Annotated in this window: 19 protein-coding genes; 17 read left to right on the forward strand and 2 right to left on the reverse strand. The window is 75.2% G+C overall.

From position 1 onward, the window contains the following. From PUR61_RS07280 to PUR61_RS07340, 13 genes are all read left to right on the forward strand, one after another. The coding region (locus PUR61_RS07280; RefSeq protein WP_329876866.1) for an alpha/beta fold hydrolase at positions 1–1774 on the forward strand (1774 nt) is incomplete at its 5' end. A 141-nt stretch (positions 1775–1915) separates the two neighbouring features. After that, a complete protein-coding gene (locus PUR61_RS07285) occupies positions 1916–2683 on the forward strand; it encodes an SDR family NAD(P)-dependent oxidoreductase (RefSeq protein WP_329876868.1) in 768 nt (255 codons plus the stop codon). An 80-nt stretch (positions 2684–2763) separates the two neighbouring features. Next, positions 2764–3183: an ester cyclase gene (locus tag PUR61_RS07290; protein WP_329876870.1), complete on the forward strand. Its 420-nt coding sequence runs from the start codon at positions 2764–2766 to the stop codon at positions 3181–3183. A gap of 139 nt (positions 3184–3322) precedes the next feature. After that, entirely contained in the window at positions 3323–3733 is a 411-nt protein-coding gene (locus tag PUR61_RS07295) for a nuclear transport factor 2 family protein (RefSeq protein ID WP_329876872.1), read from the forward strand. A 313-nt stretch (positions 3734–4046) separates the two neighbouring features. Next, on the forward strand, positions 4047–5723 hold the full coding sequence (locus tag PUR61_RS07300; RefSeq protein WP_329876874.1) for an ABC transporter substrate-binding protein: 1677 nt from the start codon (positions 4047–4049) through the stop codon (positions 5721–5723). 110 nt (positions 5724–5833) lie between these two features. After that, entirely contained in the window at positions 5834–6823 is a 990-nt protein-coding gene (locus tag PUR61_RS07305) for an ABC transporter permease (RefSeq protein ID WP_329876876.1), read from the forward strand. Positions 6824–6829: 6 nt separating this feature from the next. Continuing rightward, positions 6830–7801: an ABC transporter permease gene (locus tag PUR61_RS07310; RefSeq protein WP_329876878.1), complete on the forward strand. Its 972-nt coding sequence runs from the start codon at positions 6830–6832 to the stop codon at positions 7799–7801. Next, positions 7798–9825 carry a dipeptide ABC transporter ATP-binding protein gene (locus PUR61_RS07315; RefSeq protein WP_329876880.1) on the forward strand — a complete coding sequence of 676 codons (2028 nt, stop codon included), beginning with the start codon at positions 7798–7800 and terminating at the stop codon, positions 9823–9825. Before PUR61_RS07310 ends, PUR61_RS07315 begins: the two co-directional genes overlap by 4 nt. After that, positions 9822–10700, forward strand: coding sequence for a metallophosphoesterase family protein (locus PUR61_RS07320; RefSeq protein ID WP_329876883.1), 879 nt, complete (start codon positions 9822–9824; stop codon positions 10698–10700). The genes PUR61_RS07315 and PUR61_RS07320 overlap by 4 nt, the downstream gene beginning before the upstream one ends. A gap of 79 nt (positions 10701–10779) precedes the next feature. Next, a complete protein-coding gene (locus PUR61_RS07325) occupies positions 10780–11346 on the forward strand; it encodes a TetR/AcrR family transcriptional regulator (protein WP_329876885.1) in 567 nt (188 codons plus the stop codon). Between the two features lie 154 nt (positions 11347–11500). Further along, complete coding sequence (locus tag PUR61_RS07330; RefSeq protein ID WP_329876887.1) at positions 11501–13054, forward strand: MFS transporter; 1554 nt, start codon at positions 11501–11503, stop codon at positions 13052–13054. A gap of 87 nt (positions 13055–13141) precedes the next feature. Then, complete coding sequence (locus tag PUR61_RS07335) at positions 13142–13597, forward strand: SRPBCC family protein (protein ID WP_329876889.1); 456 nt, start codon at positions 13142–13144, stop codon at positions 13595–13597. Between the two features lie 98 nt (positions 13598–13695). After that, positions 13696–15063, forward strand: a complete 1368-nt coding sequence (locus PUR61_RS07340) for a carotenoid oxygenase family protein (protein WP_329876891.1) — start codon at positions 13696–13698, stop codon at positions 15061–15063. Between the two features lie 96 nt (positions 15064–15159). On the opposite strand, the gene PUR61_RS07345 is transcribed toward PUR61_RS07340, so the two are convergent. Further along, a complete protein-coding gene (locus PUR61_RS07345; RefSeq protein ID WP_329876893.1) occupies positions 15160–16149 on the reverse strand; it encodes a LysR family transcriptional regulator in 990 nt (329 codons plus the stop codon). Positions 16150–16283: 134 nt separating this feature from the next. Between PUR61_RS07345 and PUR61_RS07350 the strand changes: the two genes are divergently transcribed. Together PUR61_RS07350 and PUR61_RS07355 are read left to right on the forward strand one after the other, a co-directional pair. Then, entirely contained in the window at positions 16284–17525 is a 1242-nt protein-coding gene (locus PUR61_RS07350; RefSeq protein ID WP_329877059.1) for an MFS transporter, read from the forward strand. Positions 17526–17666: 141 nt separating this feature from the next. After that, entirely contained in the window at positions 17667–18638 is a 972-nt protein-coding gene (locus PUR61_RS07355) for a metallophosphoesterase (RefSeq protein WP_329876895.1), read from the forward strand. Positions 18639–18718: 80 nt separating this feature from the next. Here PUR61_RS07355 and PUR61_RS07360 read toward each other — a convergent pair whose 3' ends face one another. Next, positions 18719–19957, reverse strand: coding sequence for a glycosyltransferase (locus PUR61_RS07360; RefSeq protein ID WP_329876897.1), 1239 nt, complete (start codon positions 19955–19957; stop codon positions 18719–18721). A 470-nt stretch (positions 19958–20427) separates the two neighbouring features. Between PUR61_RS07360 and PUR61_RS07365 the strand changes: the two genes are divergently transcribed. Further along, positions 20428–20970, forward strand: a complete 543-nt coding sequence (locus PUR61_RS07365) for an MOSC domain-containing protein (protein ID WP_329876899.1) — start codon at positions 20428–20430, stop codon at positions 20968–20970. Positions 20971–21120: 150 nt separating this feature from the next. Further along, positions 21121–22005: a siderophore-interacting protein gene (locus tag PUR61_RS07370; protein ID WP_329876901.1), complete on the forward strand. Its 885-nt coding sequence runs from the start codon at positions 21121–21123 to the stop codon at positions 22003–22005. Positions 22006–22009: the final 4 nt, after the last annotated feature.

Here is a 22009-nt window from a genome sequence, read left to right on the forward strand (position 1 = left end):
GGTCCTGACCGCGCTGACGCCCGAGCGGTTGGCCGCGGTGTGGGCGCCGAAGGCGGACGGGGCCCGGCACCTGCACGAGCTGACCCGGGGCCACGACCTGGCCGCGTTCGTCCTGTACTCCTCCGTCGCCGCCGTCCTGGGCGGTCCGGGGCAGGGGAGCTACGCGGCGGCGAACACCTATCTGGACGCGCTGGCCGTCCACCGACGGTCGATCGGTCTGCCCGCCCAGTCCCTGGCCTGGGGTCAGTGGGAGGAGGCCAGCGGCATCACCGGCCACCTGACCGACGCGGACCTCCGCCGCTCGGCCCGCGCCGGACTGCGCACGATCTCCGGCGAGCGCGGCGCCCGCCTGTTCGAGGCGGCCGCCCGCGTGGACGCCGGCTACCTGGTGGCCGCGCCGCTGGACCTGGCGGCCGTCCGGGCGCAGCAGCCCGTCCCGGTGGTGCTGCGGACCCTCGCTCCGGCGCCGCGCCGGGCCGCCAGGGCGGCGACCGGCGACGGCGGGGCACCGGCGCTGCTGTCCCGGTTGGCGGTGCTGGCCGAGGCCGAGCGGCCGGCCGCCGTGCTGGAGCTGGTCCGCGCCGAGGTGGCGGGCGTGCTCGGGAGCGACCCCGGCGGCGTTCCGGCCGCCCGGCCGTTCAACGAACTGGGTCTGGATTCCCTGAGCGCGGTCGAGTTGCGCAACCGGATCACCGCGGTCACCGGTCTGCGGCTCGCCCCGACCATCACCTTCGACCACCCGGACCCGACGCAACTGGCCGACCACCTGGCCGTGTTGATCACGGAGCTGCTGGCCTCCGGCGGTGCGGCGCCGGCCGGCGCCGCACCGGCAGGGGCGGCGGCCGGAACGGCGGCCGGGAGCGTGGCGGCCGCGCACGGGAGCGGTGGCGGTGCGCCGGTGGACGACCCGCGCCACCCGCTCTCCACGCTCTACCGCCGGCTGGCCGCCCAGGGCAGCTTCCCCGAGGCGTCCGCGCTGATCGGTGTCGCCTCCCACCTGCGGTCCAGGTTCGGCGCCGAGGAGCGCGCCCGGCACGTCCTCAAGCCGATCCGGCTGGCCTCCGGCGACGGCGAGCTCGCCGTCGTCGCGTTCCCCGCGCTGAGCGCGATCTCCGGGCCGCACGAGTACGCCCGGCTGGGCCACTCCTTCCAGGGCGAGCGGGACGTCTTCGTCGTGCCGTCCCCGGGCTGGGACCCGTCGGACCTCCTGCCCGACCACCTCGACACCTACCTCGACATGCACACCGAGACCGTGCTCGAACTGCTGGGCGACGAGCGGCCGTTCGTCATCGTCGGGCGCTCGATGGGCGGTTGCGTCGCGCAGGCCGTCGCCGAGCGGCTGGAGGCGCGCGGCCGGGCGGTCGCCGGGCTGGTCCTGGTCGACTCGTACCCGATGGACAGCGCCGCCCGTGAGGGCATGGGCGAGTGGTGGCTGCACGCGATGCTCGGCGGCATGATCGACCGGATCGAGCAGTACGACATGATCTGGAGCGACTCCAGCCTCACCTCGATGGGCGGGTACAACAACGTCTTCGCCGGCTGGGAGCCCAGCCCGGTCGCGGCGCCGATCCTCGCCCTGCGCGCCGACACGCCGCTGCGCGGCATGGTCGTCGACACGGCGGAGCGCGAGGACTGGCGGGCCTACTGGCCGGTGCCGCACGAGGTGCTGGACATCCCCGGCGACCACTTCACCGTGCTGGAGCAGCACACCCCGACCACGGCCGAGGCCGTCCGCGGGTGGATCGACCGCATCGAGCGCACCCGGCAGGGCTGACGACGGGCCTGCCGGCCCCGGGCGGGACCGTACGACCCGGCGGGACCGCCCACGAGGAACACGGCCGACCCCGCCGCCCGTGCCGGGTACGACAACCCGGGCGAGCGGCGCGGCAGCCGCAACGAGAGGAAGGAAACAGGCATGACGGATCCGGTAGTGCTGGTCACCGGAGCGGCGTCGGGCATCGGCGAGGCGACGGTCCGGCTGTTCGCGGAGCGCGGCCACGGCGTGGTCGCCGTGGACGTCGACAAGGCGGGACTGGAGGCGCTGGCCGAGCTGGACGGCGTGGCGACCCTGGTGGGCGACGTGTCGTCCGAGGAGACCAACGTCGCCGCGGTCGCCCTCGCGCAGGAGCGGTGGGGCCGGCTGGACGCCGCGGTGCTCAACGCCGGTACCGGCGGCGGCGGTCCGCTGGAGGCCCCGGGCGCGATCGAGCGGTTCGACCGCCTCTTCGCCGTCAACGTGCGCAGCGTGGTGCTGGGGATCCGGGCCGCGGTGCCGGCGCTCCGCGAGGCCGGGGGAGGGGCGATCGTCGCCACCTCCTCGGTCTCCGGCCTGCGCGGCGACCCGGGCACCTGGGCGTACAACGCGACCAAGGCGGCCGTGATCAACCTCGTCCGGGGCACGGCCATCGACTACGCAGCCGAGGGGATCCGGATCAACGCGATCGCGCCCGGCGGCACCGTCACCGGGCTGACCGCCGGACAGGTCGCCGACCCGGAGTTCTCGGCGTTCATCACCCGCCGGATCCCCGCCCAGCGCTGGGCCGAGGCGCGGGAGCAGGCCGAGGTGGTCTGGTTCCTGACCTCCCCGGCGGCCTCCTACGTCACCGGGGTCACCGTCCCCGTCGACGGAGGACTGAGCGCCAACGGCGGCATCCTGCTGCCGCCGCCGGCCCGGGGCCGCTGACCCGGTACGGCGGCCCGCCGCCGTACCGCACCGACCGAAGTACCCCCGATTTGTCCCAACTGACGAGGAGAGCAACACCGATGAGCATCGAGGCGAACAAGGCCCTGGTCGAGCGGTACTACCACGAGCTGGTCACCGGGCAGCGGGTCGAACTGCTGGAGGAGCTGGTCGCGGAGGACGCCGCCGACGAGACCAGGGTCGGCCCCGGTGGCAGCGGGACCCGGGAGGACTTCCGCGAGCACCTGCGCTGGCTCTGGGAGAACGTCCGCGACGTCAAGGCCACGGTCGAGGACCTGGTGGCCGAGGGCGACCGGGTGATCGCCTTCTGGCGGATCGAGGGCGTGCACGTCGGCCCGGTCTTCGGCGTCCCCGCCACCGGCCGGTCCTTCGTCGGGCACAGCATCAGCTGGCTGACCGTCCGTGACAACAAGGTGGTCCGCTACAACGTGCTGCCCGACCGCCTGGGCATCGTCCAGCAGCTGGCCCCGGCCACCGTCTGACCCTGCCTCACCGGGGCGCACCGCCGCCCCCTCCGGCCCCCGGGGCCCGGCCGGCGCCGCCGTCGGCCGGGCCCCGGGGCGCTTGGCCGAACCCGACCCCGAACCCGACCCCGGAACCGATCCGCCAGGAGGAATCCCCATGACCGCCGCCGACCTGAGCCCGGCCGACGCCGAACAGCTGCGCCAGCTGCTCGCCCGCTTCTCCCACGCCTTCGACAACGCGGACGCGGAGGCGCTGGCCGGGGTGTTCGCCGAGGACGGTGTGATCGAACTCGCCCGCACCGGAGCCGTGTTCACCGGCCTGGAGAAGATCCGGGTGTTCGCCCGTGACCTGGGACAGGACCACCCGGACCACCAGACCCTCGACTCCGTCCTCACCGTGGACGAGGACGGTACCGTCCGGGGCCGCAGCCGCTACCTGGCGATCCTGCCCGACGGCTCGGTCCACAACGGCGACTACTTCGACGTCTACACCCGCACGGCGGACGGCTGGCGGATCGCCCACCGCCGCTCCGTGCCGCGCTACCCGCGCCGCCACCACCACGCCTGACCGACGGGCCGCCGGGTGCGGCCGAGCGGCCTGTCCGACGGCCCGGGCGTCCTGCGCCCGGGCCGCGTCGTGCCGCGACCGGTTCGGCGGCCCGCCGGGGCCCCGAGGCCGGCCGCCGAACGGGCCGGCGAGCCGGTCGCGGTGCAGGTCAGGGCAGTGGCCGGGGCGCCGGGACGGCCTTCGGTCCGGGTGTCGCTCAGGGCCCGTCCTAAGGGTGGGTTAGGGGTCCGGTAGGGGTCCGCGGGGGTGCGCCCGCCGATAGCTTCTCGGCATTCCCCAGCTCGTCCCCTCCCACCAAGACGGAGTCATCAGCATGCCCATCACCGGGCCCCGGCCCTTCCCGCTGCTCGCCGCCCTCACCGCAGGGATGCTGCTCCTGGCCGGCTGCAGCTCAGGCTCCGGAGCCGGCTCCGGCGGACCGGGGGCGGCCCAGGACGGTTCGGCCGACAAGCCGGTCCAGGGCGGGGCACTCACCTACGCCACCGACGTCGAGCCGATCTCCTTCGACATCCACGTCAGCCAGCAGGACATCACCGGCGCGATCCAGCGCAACGTCTTCGACTCCCTCGTCCACCAGGACGCGAGCGGCGAGTTCCAGCCCTGGCTGGCGGCCTCGTGGGAGATCACGCCGGACCTCAAGACCTACACCTTCCACCTGCGCGACGGCGTCAAGTTCACCGACGGCACGCCCTTCGACGCGGAGGCGGTCAAGGCCAACTTCGACCGGATCGTGGCCAAGGAGACCAAGTCCCAGTACGCGGCGAGCCTGCTCGGCCCGTACACCGGGACCGAGGTGGTCGACACCCGCACCGTCAAGGTCTCCTTCAGCGAGCCGTTCGCGCCGTTCCTCCAGGCGGCCAGCACCGCCTACCTCGGCTTCTACTCGCCGAAGACGATCAAGGAGAACGGTCCCAAGCTGGGCGCCGGCGGCGCGGCCGACGTCGGCACCGGCCCGTTCGTGTTCAGCAGCTACACCAAGGGCCAGAGCGCCGTCTTCACCCGCAACCCCGACTACAACTGGGCGCCGTCGAGCGCCAACCACCAGGGGCCCGCGTACCTGGAGAAGCTCACCATCCGCTTCCTCACCGAGGACTCGGTCCGGGTCGGCGCGCTGAACAGCGGCCAGGTCCAGGTGGCCGAGCCGATCCCGCCGACCGACGTCAAGACCGTCCAGGGCGACCCGAAGCTGCGCACCGTCACCACCGACGCGCCCGGCGCCAACTACGCGCTCGTCCTCAACACCACCAAGGCCCCGCTGGACGACCCGCAGGTCCGCAAGGCCGTGCAGCGCGGCATCGACCTCGACACCGACATCCAGTCCGTCTACTTCGGCGTCTTCAAGCGCGCCTGGAGCCCGGTCTCGCCCACCACCCCGTACTACAACAAGGCGCTGGAGAAGTCCTGGCCGTACGACCAGGCGGCCTCCAACAAGGCCCTGGACGAGGCCGGCTGGACCGCCCGCGACAGCGAGGGCTACCGCACCAAGGACGGCAAGCGACTCACCCTGTCGTGGCCGCTGCCGCCCGCCGAGTTCGTCCGCGAGCAGCGTGAGACGCTCGGCCAGGCCATCCAGGCCGACCTCAAGAAGATCGGCGTCGAGATCACCCGGCCCCGCCTGGACATCGGCACCTACATCGGGAACGTCTACGGCGGCAAGGAGCACATCGCCGACTACAGCTGGGCCCGGTTCGACCCGGACGTCCTGCGGCTGTACTTCCACAGCGCCAGCAAGCCGTCCACCGGCGGCCAGAACGCGACCTTCTACCAGGACGCCCAGCTCGACGAGTGGACCACGACGGGCAAGGGGACGTTCGACAAGACCGTCCGCCAGGACGTCTACGGCAAGACCCAGCAGCGCGCCATCGACCTCGGCCTGATCGTCCCGCTGTACGTGCGCACCGCCGTGGTCGGCACCTCGGCCAAGGTGCGCGGCCTCAAGGCCGACCCCAACACCTGGCTCGCCTTCCACGGCGCCTGGCTCGCCCAGTGAGCACCGGCACGGGCCGGTCGGACACCCGAAGCCGAAACCGAAGCCGAAGCCGGGCCCGGAGCCGACGCACGGACTCCCGGACCCACCGCCCGAACTCCTGGAACTGAGGGATGACCACCACCCGACCGACGGCCGCCGCCACCCCGGCGGCCGTCCGCCAGCCCGCCGCCGTCCGCGTCCTGCGCGCCGTGCTGCGCCGCCTGCTCGGGGCGTTCGCCGTCCTGCTCGGCGCCGCCACCGTGGCCTTCGCCGCACTCCAGCTGACCCCCGGTGACCCGGTCACCGTCATGCTCGGGCCGGGCACCGCCGCCACCCCCGAGGTCAAGGCCGCGATCCGGGAGCAGTACGGACTCGACCGGTCCGTGCCGGTCCAGTACGTCACCTACCTCGGCCACCTGCTGACCGGCGACCTCGGCGAGTCCTTCCAGCTCCAGAGGCCGGTCGCCGAGCTGATCGGCGATCAGCTCGGGCCGACCGTCCGGCTCGGCCTGGCCGCCCTGGCGCTGGCCGTCCTGCTGGCGGTCGGTGCGGCCGTGGTCACGGCCGGCCGGCGGCCCGCCCTGCGGGCGCTCAGCTCGCTCGCCGAACTGCTCGCCGTCTCCAGCCCGTCCTACTGGATCGGCATCCTGCTGCTCACCGCCTTCTCGTTCCAGCTACGGATCTTCCCGGTCGCCGGCGACGACGGGTTCGCCGCCCTGGTGCTGCCCGCCGTCACGCTCGCGCTGCCGGTGGCCGGGATGCTCGCCCAGGTGCTGCGCGAGGGACTGGAGGCCGCCCTCGGGAGGCCGTTCGCGCTCACCGCCCGCTCACGGGGGCTCGGGTCGGCGGCCGTGGTGCTCCGGCACGCGCTGCGCCACGCCGCCGTCCCGGTGGTCACCCTGACCGGTTGGCTCACCGGGTCGCTGCTGGGCGGCGCGGTGCTCGTCGAGTCGGTCTTCGGCCGGCCGGGGATCGGGGCGCTCACCCTCCAGGCGACCACCAACAAGGACCTTCCACTGGTGATCGGGCTGGTCCTGCTCTCGGCGCTGGTCTTCGTGGTCATCTCGACCCTCGTCGACCTGCTCTACCTCGTCATCGACCCACGGTTGAGGAACGGCTGAACTCCCATGGCCCACAACACCGTTGCCACCGCCGATCCGGCCGAGCAGGGCGACCCGGCCGGACCGGGAGGTCCGGAAGGTCCCGGAGGTCCGGACGGCCGGCCCGGCCCGGGGAAGCCGGGCGGCCGGACCGCCCGTACCTCCTCGTCGGCCGGCTCCGCCGCGTCGCTCGTCCGCCGGATCGGGTTCGCCCTCGCCGTCGCCGTGCTCGCCCTGCTGGTCCTCGCCGCCCTCGCCCCCGGGCTGCTCACCTCCGTCTCGCCGGTGGAGACCCATCCGGTCGAGGCGCTCACCCCTCCGGGCGCCGAGCACTGGTTCGGCACGGACCAGCTCGGCCGCGACCTGTTCGCCCGGGTCCTGCACGGCGCCCGGCCGTCCCTGCTCCTGGGCCTCGGCGCCTCCGTCTTCGCCGTCATCGGGGGCACCGCGCTCGGCCTCGCCGCCGCGCTCGGCGGACGCTGGGCCGACCAGGTGCTGATGCGGCTGGCGGACGTCCTGCTCGCCCTCCCGCCGATCCTGCTCGCGCTGCTGGCCGTCACCGTCCTGGGCACCGGCTCGCTCAACGTGATGCTCGCCATCGCGATCGCCTTCGTCCCCGGGTACGCACGGATCGTCCGGGCCGAGACGCTGGTCGTCCGCCGCTCGGGGTACGTCGAGGCGGCGGTCGGACTCGGCCTGCCGCGCCCGCTGCTGATCGTCCGGCACGTCCTGCCGAACGCCGTCGGGCCGATGCTGGTCCTCGCCACCGTGGGCTTCGGCACGGCGCTCATCGCGGCGTCCGGGCTCAGCTTCCTCGGCCTCGGCCCGCAGCCGCCCAGCCCCGAGTGGGGCGCGATGCTCTCCCAGGGGCGGCGCTTCCTGGCCACCGCCTGGTGGATCGGCGTCTTCCCGGGAGCGGCGATCACCGCGGCCGCCCTCGTCGTCAACGTCCTCGGCCGTCGCGCCCAGGCCCGCTTCACCCGGAGGACCGAGGCATGACGTCCGCGCAGGCCCCGAAGCAGACCGCGGCACCGGCCACCGCCCCGGCCACCGCGAAGGTCGCCGCACCCACCTCGAAGCAGGCCACCGACCGGGCCCGGACCGACGCGCCGGCCCCGTCGGCCGCCGGGCCGGCGCCCCTGCTGACCGTCGACGGGCTCGACGTGCGGTTCGGCGCGGTGCACGCCGTCCGGGACGTCTCGTTCACCCTCGACCGGGGGGAGTGCCTGGCCGTGGTCGGCGAGTCCGGCTCCGGCAAGAGCGTCACCGCCCGCACCCTGGTCGGCCTCACCGACGCCGCCGCCGGTCCCACCCGTGCGCCCGCCGGCGTCACCGCCCGCCGGCTCGTCTTCGACGACCGCGACCTCACGGCCCTCACCGAGGCCGAGTGGCGCGGCGTGCGCGGACGCCGGATCGGCCTCGTTCTCCAGGACGCCCTGGTCTCGCTCGACCCGCTGCGCACCGTCGGCGCCGAGGTCGCCGAGCCGCTGCGGGTCCACCGCCTGGCCGGCCGCGACGAGCTCCCCGACCGGGTCCGCGGGCTCCTCGAACGCGCCGGTGTCCCCGAGCCCGGACGGCGCGCGGCCCAGTACGCCCACCAGCTCTCCGGCGGCCTGCGCCAGCGCGCCCTGATCGCCTCCGCCCTCGCCGCCGAACCCGACCTGCTGATCGCCGACGAACCCACCACCGCCCTCGACGTCACCGTCCAGGCCCAGGTGCTCGACCTGCTCGACGGCCTCCGCCGCCAGGGCACCGCCCTGCTGCTGATCAGCCACGACCTGTCGGTGGTGGCCCGGCTCGCCGACCGGGTCGCCGTCATGTTCGGCGGCCGGATCGTCGAGACCGGCCCCACCGAGCGCCTGCTCCGCGACCCCCGCCACCCCTACACCCGCGCCCTGCTCGACGCCGTCCCCGGCGCCCGCACCCGCGGCACCCGGCTCGCCCCCGAACCCCTCCGGCAGGCCGCCCCCGAACCCGGCGGCTGCCCGTACGCGGCCCGCTGCGCCGCCGCCGACCCGACCTGCCGGAGCACCCTCCCGCCGGTGGACTCGCTCGGCGCGCGCTGCTGGCACCCCGGGACGGCGGCGCTCACCGTCCGCGAACCGGTCCTCCTCGGTCTCACCGCGCGGTCCGCCGGCACGCCGGCCGGTCCCGACGCGTCCGGCCCGGCCACGCCCGGTCCCGCCACGTCCACCGCCGACGCGTCCGCCCTCGCCAAGTCCGCCCCCGCCACCTCGGCGTCCGACGCGCCCGCCTCCGGCGCCCCGCTCCTCGACGTCGACCGGATCACCAAGTCCTTCGCCGGCCGCCAGGTCGTCCGCGAGGTCTCCTTCCGGCTCCACGCCGGAGAGACGCTCGGTCTGGTCGGCGAGTCCGGTTCGGGCAAGACCACCGCGGCCCGGATCGTCCTCGGCCTGGAACGCCCCGACACCGGAACCGTCCACCTCGCCGGCCGCCCGTGGAGCGAGCTGCCCGAACGCCGCCGCCGTGCGGACCGCCTCCGCATCCAGGCCGTCCAGCAGGACCCGCTCGGCTCCTTCGACCCGCGGTTCACCGTGCAACGCCTCGTCGCGGAGGCCGTCGCCCGCACGGGCGTGCCGCGCGGGGCCGAACGACGGCGCCGGGTGACCGAACTGCTCGACCAGGTGGGGCTCTCCGCCACCCTCCTCGACCGCCGCCCGACCGCGCTCTCCGGCGGCCAGCGCCAGCGCGTCGCCATCGCCCGCGCACTGGCCCCGGCCCCGACGCTGCTGGTCTGCGACGAACCGGTCTCCGCCCTCGACCTCTCCGTCCAGGCGCAGATCCTCGACCTGCTCGCCGACCTGCGCCGCGACCTCGGCCTCGCACTGCTCTTCATCTCCCACGACCTCGGCGTCGTCCAGCACCTCGCCGACCGGGTCGCCGTGATGAAGGACGGCCGGCTCGTCGAGACCGCGACCGTCGACCAGCTCTTCGACCGCCCCGCCGACCCCTACACCCGTCAACTCCTGGACGCCACCAACCTCGTGGAGGCACGTCGATGACCGGATCGCTCCTCGCCACCAGCGACCTGCACGTCGGCTACGCCGAGAACCGGGCGGTCGTCGACCGCCTGTACCCCGGCTCCGCCGACGACTGGCTGATCGTCGCGGGCGACATCGCCGAGCGCTTCGAGGACATCGCCCGGGTGCTCCGCCTGCTGAGCGGGCGCTTCGCCAAGGTGGTCTGGGCGCCCGGCAACCACGAGCTCTGGACCCCGACCGACGACCCGGTCCAGCTGCGCGGCGACGCCCGCTACCGCGCCGTCGTCGAACTCTGCCGCAGCCTCGGCGTCTCGACCCCCGAGGACCCGTACCCCGTCTGGACCGGCCCCGGCGGCCCGGTGGCCGTCGCCCCGCTCTTCGTCCTGTACGACTACACGTTCCGCCCGCGCGGCACCACGACCAAGGCCGACGCGCTCGCCGCCGCCTACGCCGCCGGCGTCGTCTGCACCGACGAGTTCCTCCTCCACCCCGACCCGTACCCCGACCGCGACAGCTGGTGCCGCGCCCGCCTCGCCGTCACCGAGGCCCGCCTCGCCGCCCTCGACCCCGCCGTGCCCACCGTCCTGGTCAACCACTTCCCGCTCCGGCGGGACCCGACCTACGTGCTCCGCCACCCCGAGTTCGCCCTCTGGTGCGGCACCGAGCGCACCGCCGACTGGCACCGCCGCTTCAACGCGGCGGCCGTCGTCTACGGTCACCTCCACATCCCCCGCACCACCCGCACCGACGGCGTCCCGTTCCACGAGGTCTCCCTCGGCTACCCGCGCGAGTGGGCCCCGCGGGGCGCCCCCAGTCCGCTGCGCCGCATCCTCCCCGCCACCCCCGCGCCGCCCGTCGCGGTCCGCCCCGCCCCCCGCTTCGCCGTCCGCCTGTAGGGGCCGGGCGGTACCGGCGAGGGTTGACTGCGGATGACGGGGGTTGACGGCCGGGAAGTGTGAGTGGTTGAGTACTCACATGCAGAACGAACGACCCCGCCAGTTGTCCACCGCCGAGGAGCGTCGCGAGACGGTGCTGCGCACCGCCATCGGGGCCTTCGCCGCGCGGGGGTACTTCGGCACCACCACCACGGAGGTGGCGAAGGCCGCGGGCATCTCGCAGGCCTACGTCTACCGGCTCTTCCCGAGCAAGGAAGCCCTGTTCGTGGCGGTGGTGGACCACTGCTTCGTCCGCGTGCGGGGCAGTCTGGAGCGGGGTGCGGCCGAGGCGAAGGGGAGCTCGTCCGACCTGGTGCTCGCCGCCATGGGTGACGCCTACGCCAAGCTGATCAGCGACCACGACCTGATGCTGGTCCAGCTGCACGCCCAGGCGGCGGCGGTCTCCGAGCCGGCCGTCCGGGAGGCGGTCCGGCGCGGGTACGCCCGGCTGGTGGAGTACGTCCGCGGCGCGTCCGGCGGGGACGACCGGCAGGTCCAGGAGTTCTTCGCCACGGGGATGCTCTGCCACCTGCTGGTCTCGCTGGGTGTCGAGGCCGTCGACGCGCCGTGGACGAGGACCCTCGCGGCCGGCATCACCCACTACTGACCCACCGCCCCCGGGGCGACCCGGTGGCCGCTCGATCCCCCTGGTGAGGCACCGGCGGGGCCGGAGGTCCGCGCGCAGCGGCCCGGACGGCACCGCCGTTTCCTTGGCCGCAAGTGTGAGTGGTCTATCACTCATAGAATGGAAGGAGGGTGTCATGAGTCCGCAGGGAACCCGACCCGCTCCGGTCCGCGAGGGCCGTGGCCCGGGCGCCGCACTGGCGGCGCTGGCCGGGGCGCAGTTCGTCGTCATCCTCAGCACCTCGATCGTCAACGTCGCCCTCCCGAGCATCCGGGACGGCATCGGCCTCACCGACGACGGCGCGTCCTGGGTCGTCAACTCCTACGGGCTCGCCTTCGGGGCACTCCTGCTGGCCGGCGGTCGCCTCGCGGACCTCCTGGGCCGACGGCGCGTCCTGCTCGGGGGACTGGCCCTGTTCGCCGCCTCCTCGGCAGCGGCCGGGCTGGCGCCGAGCGGGGCGGCGCTGATCACGGCCCGGACGGTGCAGGGCCTGGCCGCCGCTGCCGTCGCCCCCGCCGCACTCGCCCTGGTGACGGACGTGTTCCCGCCCGGTCCGGGGCGCGGCCGGGCCTTCGGGGTCTGGGGTGCGGTCTCCGGCGCGGGCGGCGCCGCCGGGGTCCTGCTCGGCGGCGCACTCACCCAGGGGCTCGGCTGGCCGTGGACCTTCCACGCGACGGCGATCGGCGCCGCGCTCGTCCTCGCCGCAACGGTCGCCCTGCTGCCGGCCACCTCTGCGAAGGCCGTCCCCGCGAAGGCCGCCTCCGCGAAGGCCGTCCCCGCGCCGGGCGCTCCCGCGCCGGGTACGGAGCCGCCGGAGCGGGGGAGGGGCGGGTTCGACGTCCTCGGCGCCGGGACGGCCGCGCTCGGTCTGACCGCCTTGGTCTGGGCGCTGACCGCCGCCCGCCGTGCCGGCTGGACCGACCCCCCGGTGCTCGCCGCCCTCGCCGCGGCCGTCCTCCTGCTCGGGCTCTTCCTCCTGGCCGAGCGCCGCCACCCGAGCCCGCTGCTGCCGCCGCGCCTGTTCCGCACCGGACAGGTCGCCGCCGCGAACCTGCTGATGGTCCTGCTCGGCTCGGTCTGGATCGCGCTGTTCTACCTCCTGCCGCTGTACCAGCAACAGGTCCTCGGGGACGGTCCGCTGGCCGCCGGGACCGGCCAGCTCCCGCTCGCCGCCGCCAACATGCTCGGCGCTGCGCTGGTCCCCCGGGCGGCCCGCCGGTTCGGCGCCGCCCCGGTGCTGGCCGCCGCGCTGCTGACCGAGGCGTCCGGACTGCTCTGGCTCTCCCGGATCGACGCCGACGGCGGGTACCTCACGGACGTGTTCGGCCCGAGCATCGCCGTCGGCCTCGGCCTGGGAGCCGCCTTCGCCCAGTTGACCGGCATCGCCGTCGTCGGCGTCCCGCCGACCGACTCCGGGCTCGCCGGCGGCCTGGTGAACACCACCCGGCAGGTCGGCGGCGCGGTCGGCCTGGCCGTCCTCGGCACCCTCGCCGCCGCCGTCACCGCCGGGCAGGAGGGCCGGCTGCCCCGTCCGGAGGCCCTCACCGCCGGCTACCGGGTCGCGTTCCTGGGCGGCGCGCTCGTCCTCGCGGTCGCGGCGGGCCTCGCGCTCGTCCTGCTCCGCCGGCCGGCCCGGACCCCGGCCCCGCTCGCCCCGGCCGCCGCCGCGCCGCTGCCCGACCCCCGTTGACCACCCCGCAGCACGCAGCGCAGCCCGTCCCACCGCGTTCACCGTCGTTTCCACCGCACCGCAGTCCCGCCGAGGAGAGGAACTCCCGTGTCCACGCACACCATCGACACCACCGCCCCCGTCATCGTCCGCCTCGCCGTCACGGTCGACGCCCCGCCGGCCACCGTCTGGGCCGTCCACACCGACATCGACGCCTGGCCGCAGTGGAACCCGGACGTCGAGACGGCCCGGCAGGACGGCCCGCCGGTCGCCCCCGGCACCTCGTTCACGTGGCGGACCCACGGCCTGGAGATCCTCTCCACCGTCCGGGAACTCGTTCCCGGCGCCCGGATCGTCTGGGGCGGCCCGGCCAACGGCATCGAGGGCATCCACGTCTGGACGTTCGAGGAGACCGGGGACGGCCGGGTGACGGTCCGGACCGAGGAGTCCTGGAGCGGCGCGCCCGTCGACGCCATGCCCGAGGCGATGGAGCAGGCGCTGCGGGAGTCCCTGGAGCGCTGGCTCGGTCACCTCAAGGCCGAGGCCGAACGCCGCACCCGCTGAGGCGACCCGCCCCGCACCCCGCCCGACCTGCTCACCCGCCCGCCCCGCACCCCGCCCGACCTGCTCACCCGCTCACCAGCCCGCGAAAGGTTCCTGCCGTGACCGCCACCGCCAAGCCCTACCTGACCGGCCACTACGCCCCCGTCGCCGACGAGATCACCGCGACCGGGCTGACCGTCGAGGGGCACCTGCCGCCCGAGCTGAGCGGCCGGCTGATCCGCAACAGCCACAACCCGAAGCCCGGCGTCACCCCCACCCACTGGTTCAAGGGCAGCGGCATGGTCCACGGCATCAGGCTGGGCGAGGGCCGCGCCGAGTGGTACCGCAACCGCTGGGTCCGGACCCCCGCCCTGGACGGCGCGCCCTACCTGACCGAGCACGGGCCCGACCTCACCGTCTCCACCGCCGGCACCCACGTCATCGAGCACGCCGGACGGCTGCTCGCCCTCTGCGAGTCGGCCCTCCCCTTCGAGCTGACCGCCGATCTGGAGACCGTCGGCGCCTACGACTGGAACGGCCGGCTGACCTCCGCCATGACCGCCCACCCCAGGGAGGATCCGGTCACCGGCGAACTGCACTTCTTCGCCTCCTCCCCGTTCCCGCCGTACCTGATCCACCACGTCTCCTCGCCCGACGGCACCGTGCTGGCCAGCCAGGAGGTGCCGGGCGCGAGCGCCGCCCTGAAGCACGACTTCGTGATCACCGAGCACTACGTGGTCTTCCTGGAGGGCTCGGTCACCTTCGACCCGACCGACCACTCGGGTATCCCGTACGGCTGGGACGACGCCCGGGCGGCGCGGGTCGGGGTCATGCCGCGCGGCGAGGGCCGGGCGTCGGAGATCCGCTGGTTCCCGATCGAGGCCGGCTACGCGATGCACTTCGCCAACGCCTACGAGGACGCCGCCGGGCGCGTCGTGATCGAGGGCCCGGCCGTGGGCCGCGAGGGCTGGCAGCGCTCCTGGAACTGGTGGATCGGTGCACCCGACCGCGGCGCCGAGCCCAACTCCGGCTCCCGCAGCCGCCGCTGGACCGTCGACCTGGCGGCCGGCCGGGTCCGCGAGGAGCAGACCGACGACCTGACCGTCGAGTTCCCGACCATCAACGAGGCGTACCTCGGCCGCGAGCACCGCTACCAGTACGCGCTGTCGTTCCCCGACGACCGCGGCGTCGGCAACCACACCCTGGTCAAGTACGACCGCCGCACCGGAGGGCGGCAGCTCCTGCCGGTCGGCACCGGGCAACTGCCCAGCGAGGCCCTGTTCGTCCCGGCCGCCGGCCGGGCGGACGCGGACGAGGACGCCGGCTACCTGCTCACCGTGGTCAGCGACCTCAACGCCGACGCCTCCCGGCTCCTCGTCCTGGACGCCTCCGACCTCGCGCTCCCGCCGGTCGCCACGGTCCACCTGCCGCGTCGGGTGCCGGCGATGATCCACGGCTCCTGGATCCCGGACGCCGACCTCGGCTGACCACCGGCCCGTCCGGGCCGCCCCGGACAGCGCCCGCCCCGACCGCGACCCCCGTGCGGTCGGGGCGGGCGCGCCCGTTCGTCCGCGGTACCGCCGCTACCGCAGCGCCCAGTCCGGCACCCACGTCCCGCCGCCGTGCTCGCCACCGCCCCCGACGCCCTCCGCGACCGCCGTCCCGGCCGCGCCGGTCGCCCCGTCCGCGCCGTCCGCCCTGGTGAGGTGCTCGCGGAGCGCGGCGAGCCCGGGGTGCGGATTGTCCACGTGCCAGAGCAGCGCGTGCGGGTAGACCGGGGTCGGGTCGTGCACGGTGATGCGCCGCAGGTCGTGGCCGGCGGGCCAGAGCAGGTGGGTCTGCGCGCTGACGAAGGTCGCCAGCTCCGGCACCTCGGCGACGGTGTCGAGCAGCGGCTCGACACCGAAGTCCGACCCGGTCACCTCGACGGTCAGCCCGAAGGCGGCCGCCAGGTCCTCGTAGTAGGCCGCCCACTCGGTGCCCGTGACGATGCCGGGCACCCAGATCCGGTGTCCGGCCAGCGCGGCGAGCGTGACCGCGCGGGCGTCGGCCAGCGCGTGGGACGGCCCGGTCAGGAGCTGGAGGGGCTCGTCCAGCACGGGCACCGCCCCGATGTCCTCGGGCAGCCGGCGGCCCGGCATGGTGACGGCGCGGAACGAGGCGTCGATCGTCCCGGCCCGGAGCTCGGCCACGGCCGCGTCCACGTCGAACCGCGTCACGACGTCGAGCGCGACCTCCGGGTGCGCGCGGTGGAAACCCCGCAGCAGCGCCGCCGGGGCCAGCCGGCGTCCGATGACGTCCACCCGCAGGGCCCGCCGCCCGGCCTGCACCGAGGCGGTCGCGCGTTCCTCGGCCCGGAGCAGCGCGCGGGCGTGCGGCAGGAACGCCTGCCCGTCGACGGTCAGCCGGGCGCCGCGCGGCGTGCGGGTGAACAGCCGTACCCCGAGATCCCGCTCCAGCGCGGCGACCCGCTTCGACACCGCCTGCTGGCTGACCGAGAGTTCGGCCGCCGCGTGCTGGAAGCGGCCCGCGTCCACGACGGCGACGAAGGTGCGCACGGCATCGAGATCCATGGCCGCCATCCTAGGGATCCGCGGGACACAACCACCGGTTGTGGCGGGCCGGCCCGCGGTTGTTTGATCCCCGGTCCGCCGTCCCGCTTTGATGGCGGCTGTCGACCGCCGGTCGGAGGAGGAGCGCGGTGAGGATGTCGCTGGGACGGCGGTTCGGCTGGCTGTGGGGGGCGTACGCGGTGAGCGCGCTCGGCACCCGGCTCGCGTTCAACGCGCTTCCGCTGATCGCGATCGAGGTGCTGGCGGCGGGCCCCGCCGAGGTGTCGGTGCTGGCCGCCGCGGGGGCGGCCGTCGGTGCGGCGGTCGCGCTGCCGCTCGGCCCGTGGGCGGAGCGCCGCCGCAAGCGGCCGGTGATGATCACCATGGACCTGCTGCGGTGCGCGGCGCTGCTGAGCGTTCCGGCCGGGTACGCGCTCGGTCTGCTCACCTTCCCCCAGCTCCTGCTGGTGTCGGTGCTCGTCGCGGCGGCCGACATCACCTTCGGTGCCGCCGCCGGGGCCTGCCTGAAGGCGCTCGTCCGGCCCGAGGACCTGCTGACCGCCAACGCCCGGTTCGAGGCCACGAGCTGGACCACCATCGTCCTCGGGCTGCCGCTCGGCGGCGTCGCGATCGGACTGTTCGGCCCCGTCGTGACCGTGCTCGCCGACGCCGGCAGCTACCTGCTCTCGGCCGCCGGCCTGCGTGCGATCGGTGGTAGGGAGCCGCGCCCCGCGCCCGCCCCCGTCGCCCCGCCGCGGGCCCGCGACCTCTTCGAGGGCTGGCGCCACCTGCTGGCCCACCCGGTGCTGAGGCCGCTCTTCCTCAACACCGTCCTCGTCAACGCCCTGATCATGGCGGTCGAGCCGCTGCTCGCCGTCCTGCTCCTGCGCCGACTCGGCTTCGCCCCGTGGCAGTACGGTCTCGCCTTCGCCGTTCCCTGTCTCGGCGGGCTCATCGGCTCACGGCTCGCCGGGCGCGCCGTCGCCCGCTTCGGACGGCACCGCGTCCTGCGCGTCGCCGGCACGCTGCGGGCCTGCTGGCCGGTCGGCCTCGCCTTCGTCGGGCCGGGCACGGGCGGGCTCGTCCTCGTGATGGCGGTCGAGTTCGCGCTGATCACCTGTCTGGGCGTGTTCAACCCGGTGCTGGCCACCCGCCGCCTGGAGGAGGTCGCCCCCGACCGTACGGCCCGCGTTCTCACCGCCTGGTCCGTCACGGCCAAGGCCGCCGTCGCCGCCCTGACCGCCCTCTGGGGCCTGCTCGCGGTCCTCGTCGGCCTCCGCCGGGCCATCGCTCTCGCCGGCCTCCTGCTGCTGGTCACCCCGCTGCTCCTTCCCCGCCGGCCCGCCGCGCCGCGGCTCCCGGACGCCGCACCGCAGGGCGTCGGCCGGATGGCCTGAGCGGACGGGCCGGCGGCTCCGGAACGCCCGACGGTGCTCGGCAGAAGTTTGCACGACTGTCATGTGGCAGTTCTGCCACTTCCCTACCGTGGGTGGCGTCCGTCCGACCCGCGACCCTTCCCACCGAGCGAGCGAGGGCCCATGAATCCGCACACCGACCCGACCCCGGCAGCCCCGGGCACCGGAGCCGTCGGCATCGTCCAGATCTCCGACCTGCACTTCCAGGACACCCCCGTGCCCCGGAGGTTCGTCACGCACGAGCCCGGCGACGGGCTCGCGGCCGTCCTCGCGGAAGCGGCCCGGGCGATCGGGGAGGCCACCCTGGTGGTCGCCACCGGCGACCTCGCGGACACCGGCGAGGCGGGCGCCTACGAGCGGATGGGCGAGGTCCTGGACGCTCTGCCCGCCCCGGTCTACTGCCTCGCCGGCAACCACGACCGGCAGGACGCGCTGCAGGCCTGCCTGCCCCGCCCCAACGTGCACCTGGAACCGGCCGTCCGGGTCGGGAACTGGCTGATGCTGTTCCTCGACAGCAACGCGCACGGCCGCGAGGCCGTTGCCGACGGCACCTACCGCGACCGGGACGACCGGGTGCACGCGGCCGCCCAACCGGGCCTCACCCCGGTCGAGGAGGAACGCGCCCGTGCGATCCTGACGACCACCGGCGCCGACCACGTCTTCGTCTGGCTGCACCAGCCGCCGCTTCCCCGGACCGCTCCGGATGCCCAGGGGGACAGCGAACTCGCCCTGTTGGTCCGCGACTTCCCCAAGATTCGGGCGATCGGCGCCGGCCACCTGCACGGCGACCTGTCGGGCGAGTTCGAAGGTCGTCCCGTGTACGTGTGCCCGTCGACCTTCTACAGCATCGACCACGCGAACCACGGCCTCGACGGCCCCGGCTACCGCACGTACACCCTGTACCCCGACGGCCGCGTCGACAGCGAGGTCCGGACCGTGTCCGGAGGGATCACCGACGCCATGCGGGCCGCGCCCCTCCCCGGCTTCCTGGCGGACCTGTTGGCGGGCCGGACGACCGGAGAGGAGCTCCAGGCCCTGGGCGACGCCGAGTTCGAGGAACGCTACGGCGAACCCCGCCCGATGCGCCGACACTGAGCCCGCCGCTCCGCCGCTCCATGGGGGCAGCCGTCGCCGGGCCGGAGCGCCGGGCCGGTGATCGGGCGGGGCCGCGCGGCTCACGCGGGCAGCGGCGGCCTCTCCCGGCCGACCTCGTCGAGCACCAGCCGCGCGGCCACCGCCGCGCCGTCGGTGCGGACCGTGCCCGCCACCGCGGCCGCCCGGTCCCGGGTCGCGGGGGCCAGCGCCGCCGCGAGCGCGGCCGACAGCGACGCGGTGGTCGGCGTCGGGCCGTCATGGGCCACACCGATGCCGAGCTCGGCGACCCGCCCGGCCCAGTACGGCTGGTCGGCCCCCTGGGGCACCACCACCTGCGGCACGCCTGCCAGGGCAGCGGTCGTGGTGGTGCCGGCACTGCCGTGGTGCACGACGGCGGCCGACCGCCGGAACAGGGCCTGCTGGTTGACCTCGTCGACGACGAAGCAGTCGTCCCGGTCGTCGACCGGGGCCAGGCCGGCCCAGCCGCGCGCGAGGACCACCCGGAGGCCCCGCGCGCGGGCCGCGTCCACGGCCGCCCGGGCGACGCCCGCCGGATCCGGCACGGGCGTGCTGCCGAAGCCCACGTACACCGGCGGAGTACCGGCGTCCAGGAAGGCCGTCAACCCGGCGGGGAGCGGGCGCTCGTCCGGCAGGACCCACGCGCCGGTCTGCACCACGTCGAGCTCCGTCGGCTGCCACGGGGCCAGGAACGGATCCGCGGCCATCCACGGCCGGTCGGTGAAGGCGTAGTCGCGGACGCCGGTCACCGGCGGCAGCCCGGCGGACGCCCGGCGGGCGTTGAGCTCCCCGCCGAACATCTCGTCGGCGATCCGGGCGTCGAGGTCCCACAGCGCCCGGCGGTCGCTCTCGTCCTCGGGCAGCGGCCGGCCCCGCCGCGCGGGCGGCGCCCGGTGGGGCGACGGCAGGCTGACCGGCTGGTGGCTCGCGTGCACGTAGCGGATGCCCAGCTTCTCGGCGACGGACCGCGCACCGGCCGCGGCCGGCAACGGGCCGGTCACCACCAGCACGTCACACCCCTCGGCCGCCGCGGCGAGCGTGTCGAACTGCGCGTCCATCAGGTCGGCCACCCGCCGGGCCAGGCCCGCCGCCGACCCCGGGGTCACCGTGGTCACCAGCGGCCGTACCGGGTCGCCGGCCGGCACCACCTCGACGCCGACGCAGGCGAGCCGCTCCGCGAACTCCTCGTCCGGAGGCGCGCACACCCGCACCTCCGCGCCGAGCTCCCGCAGCCGCACCGCGAGCCCCACCATCGGCTCGACACTGCCGCGCGACCCGTACGCCGACAACACCACACGCATGCATGACTCCCGTGAACTCGCAGGTCAACCTGGCTACGGCCGGACATTCTGCGGCATCACGGGGGCCTTGCCGCAAGGCCCCCGATGCGCTATAAGTTCAGAGTGGCGAGGGGTGCGGGTTCCTCCCCCTTCGCCCCTCGACGCCCGCCGCGGGCGGACGACCTGCCGGTGGCCCCCCTCCCGCTCCGGGACGCCCCGCAGGCGCGCGGGGAGCCGGCGCCCTGCGGTACGCGGTGCACGAGGAGCCGAGCGGCCGGCCGGCCGGGTCGAGGAGTTCCGGCGGGGCGCGCACGCCCGTGCCTCGGCGGCGTTGCACGGCGTCCGGAAGAGCCCTTCCACCCCGGGGGGCTACGCCTTCCCCGCGTACTGAGGCGGGGCCGCCGGGGCCGCCGAGGGTGTCGGCCGGCGGTCGTGCGGCGCTCGATAGGCTCGGGACGAATCATCAGGTCCGAACAGGAGGTCCGCGCACCATGGGCGGGACGGTCACGGCGGTCAGCAGCAGCGGCGAGTACACGTTCACCAAGCCCAACCGGGACGGCATCACGCTGCTCGCCGGCCTCGGGGTCGAGGGGGACGTGCACGCGGGCGTCACGGTGAAGCACCGGTCGAGGGTCGCGCAGGACCCGACGCTCCCGAACCTGCGACAGGTCCACCTGATCCACGAGGAACTCTTCGCCGAGGTGGGCGAGAAGGGCTTCGAGGTGGCACCCGGCCAGCTCGGGGAGAACATCACCACCGGCGGGATCGACCTGCTCGGCCTGCCGGTCGGGACGCTGCTGCGGATCGGGGACGCGGCGGTCGTGGAGGTCACCGGGCTGCGCAACCCCTGCCTGCAGATCGACGCCTTCAGCAGCGGGCTGCTGAAGCAGGTCGTGGGGCGGGACGCGGAGGGGAATGTCGTGCGGAAGGCCGGGATCATGAGCGTCGTCCGGGAGGGCGGCGTGGTGCGCCCCGGTGACGTGATCGAGGTCGAGCTTCCCGAGGGCCCGCACCGGCCGCTCGACCGGGTCTGAACGGTCCCGGACGCGGGGCGGGCGCCGGGGCGGGCGCGCGGGCGGGGGCGGGTCCGTAGGCGGGCGCGGCCCGGAGGCGGGATGGGCAGGGCGCGAACAGATAGGTTAGCCTAACCTAAGCTTCGATGGGATCGGCTGCCGTCCGCCGACGTGCCGCCGACCCGCCCGCTGAGAGGAGAGAGGGCCCTGACCAGCACCACCGCCCCCGCGCGCTTCGTGCTCTTCCCGCTCCACGTCGTCCGGAGCACCCGCATCACAGCCCACCTGGCCCGCATCACACTCGGCGGCGAGAGCCTCGCCGGCTTCGTCAACGGCGGCCTCGACCAGCGGATCAAGCTCCTCCTGCCGCAGCCCGGCCAGACCGAACCGCTGACCCCGCCCGGTGAGGGCGAGTTCGGCTGGTACCAGAGCTGGCGGGCCATGGACCCGGCCGTCCGGCCGGTGCTCCGCACCTACACCGTCCGGGCGCAGCGCCGGGACCCCGACGAGATCGACATCGACATCGCCGTCCAGGGCGACCACGGGCCCGGCTCCCGCTGGGCCGTCAAGACCGCCCCCGGGGACCGCGTGATCGTCTGCGGGCCGGCGGTGGAGGAGGCCGGAGGCGTCGAGTTCCGGCTGCCGCCGAGCGCGGACTGGGTCCTGCTGGCCGGGGACGAGTCGGCGCTGCCGGCCGTCGCGGCCATCCTCGACGAACTGCCGGCCGGGCTGCCCGTGCGGGTGTTCGCCGAGGTCGAGGGCCCGGGGGAGGAGGGCTACCTGCCCACCGGCCGGCCCGGCGTCGAGGTGACCTGGCTGCACCGGGGCGAGGACGTCGACCCGGTCCTGCCCACCGCCGTCCGGGCCGCCGAACTCCCGCCCGGCGAGCCGTACGCGTGGATCGCCGGCGAGGCGGCGAGCGTCCGCGAGCTGCGCCGCCACCTGGTCCGCGAGCGCGGGATCGACCGGCGCGCCGTCTGCTTCATGGGCTACTGGCGGGCCGGGCGGACGGAGGACCAGCGGGCCGAGGACGGCCCGGCGGTCGACGACGACTGACGGA

This window comes from Streptomyces sp. BE20 (genome assembly GCF_036322525.1).
GTDB lineage: Bacteria > Actinomycetota > Actinomycetes > Streptomycetales > Streptomycetaceae > Kitasatospora.

What these genes read in the sequence shown, in the direction of transcription:
- PUR61_RS07285 (WP_329876868.1), top strand. Translation starts at nt 1,916, where the DNA reads ATGACGGATCCGGTAGTGCTGGTCACCGGAGCGGCGTCGGGCATCGGC.
- PUR61_RS07290 (WP_329876870.1), top strand. Translation starts at nt 2,764, where the DNA reads ATGAGCATCGAGGCGAACAAGGCCCTGGTCGAGCGGTACTACCACGAG.
- PUR61_RS07295 (WP_329876872.1), top strand. Translation starts at nt 3,323, where the DNA reads ATGACCGCCGCCGACCTGAGCCCGGCCGACGCCGAACAGCTGCGCCAG.
- PUR61_RS07300 (WP_329876874.1), top strand. Translation starts at nt 4,047, where the DNA reads ATGCCCATCACCGGGCCCCGGCCCTTCCCGCTGCTCGCCGCCCTCACC.
- PUR61_RS07305 (WP_329876876.1), top strand. Translation starts at nt 5,834, where the DNA reads ATGACCACCACCCGACCGACGGCCGCCGCCACCCCGGCGGCCGTCCGC.
- PUR61_RS07310 (WP_329876878.1), top strand. Translation starts at nt 6,830, where the DNA reads ATGGCCCACAACACCGTTGCCACCGCCGATCCGGCCGAGCAGGGCGAC.
- PUR61_RS07315 (WP_329876880.1), top strand. Translation starts at nt 7,798, where the DNA reads ATGACGTCCGCGCAGGCCCCGAAGCAGACCGCGGCACCGGCCACCGCC.
- PUR61_RS07320 (WP_329876883.1), top strand. Translation starts at nt 9,822, where the DNA reads ATGACCGGATCGCTCCTCGCCACCAGCGACCTGCACGTCGGCTACGCC.
- PUR61_RS07325 (WP_329876885.1), top strand. Translation starts at nt 10,780, where the DNA reads ATGCAGAACGAACGACCCCGCCAGTTGTCCACCGCCGAGGAGCGTCGC.
- PUR61_RS07330 (WP_329876887.1), top strand. Translation starts at nt 11,501, where the DNA reads ATGAGTCCGCAGGGAACCCGACCCGCTCCGGTCCGCGAGGGCCGTGGC.
- PUR61_RS07345 (WP_329876893.1), bottom strand. Translation starts at nt 16,149, where the DNA reads ATGGATCTCGATGCCGTGCGCACCTTCGTCGCCGTCGTGGACGCGGGC.
- PUR61_RS07350 (WP_329877059.1), top strand. Translation starts at nt 16,284, where the DNA reads ATGTCGCTGGGACGGCGGTTCGGCTGGCTGTGGGGGGCGTACGCGGTG.
- PUR61_RS07355 (WP_329876895.1), top strand. Translation starts at nt 17,667, where the DNA reads ATGAATCCGCACACCGACCCGACCCCGGCAGCCCCGGGCACCGGAGCC.
- PUR61_RS07360 (WP_329876897.1), bottom strand. Translation starts at nt 19,957, where the DNA reads ATGCGTGTGGTGTTGTCGGCGTACGGGTCGCGCGGCAGTGTCGAGCCG.
- PUR61_RS07365 (WP_329876899.1), top strand. Translation starts at nt 20,428, where the DNA reads ATGGGCGGGACGGTCACGGCGGTCAGCAGCAGCGGCGAGTACACGTTC.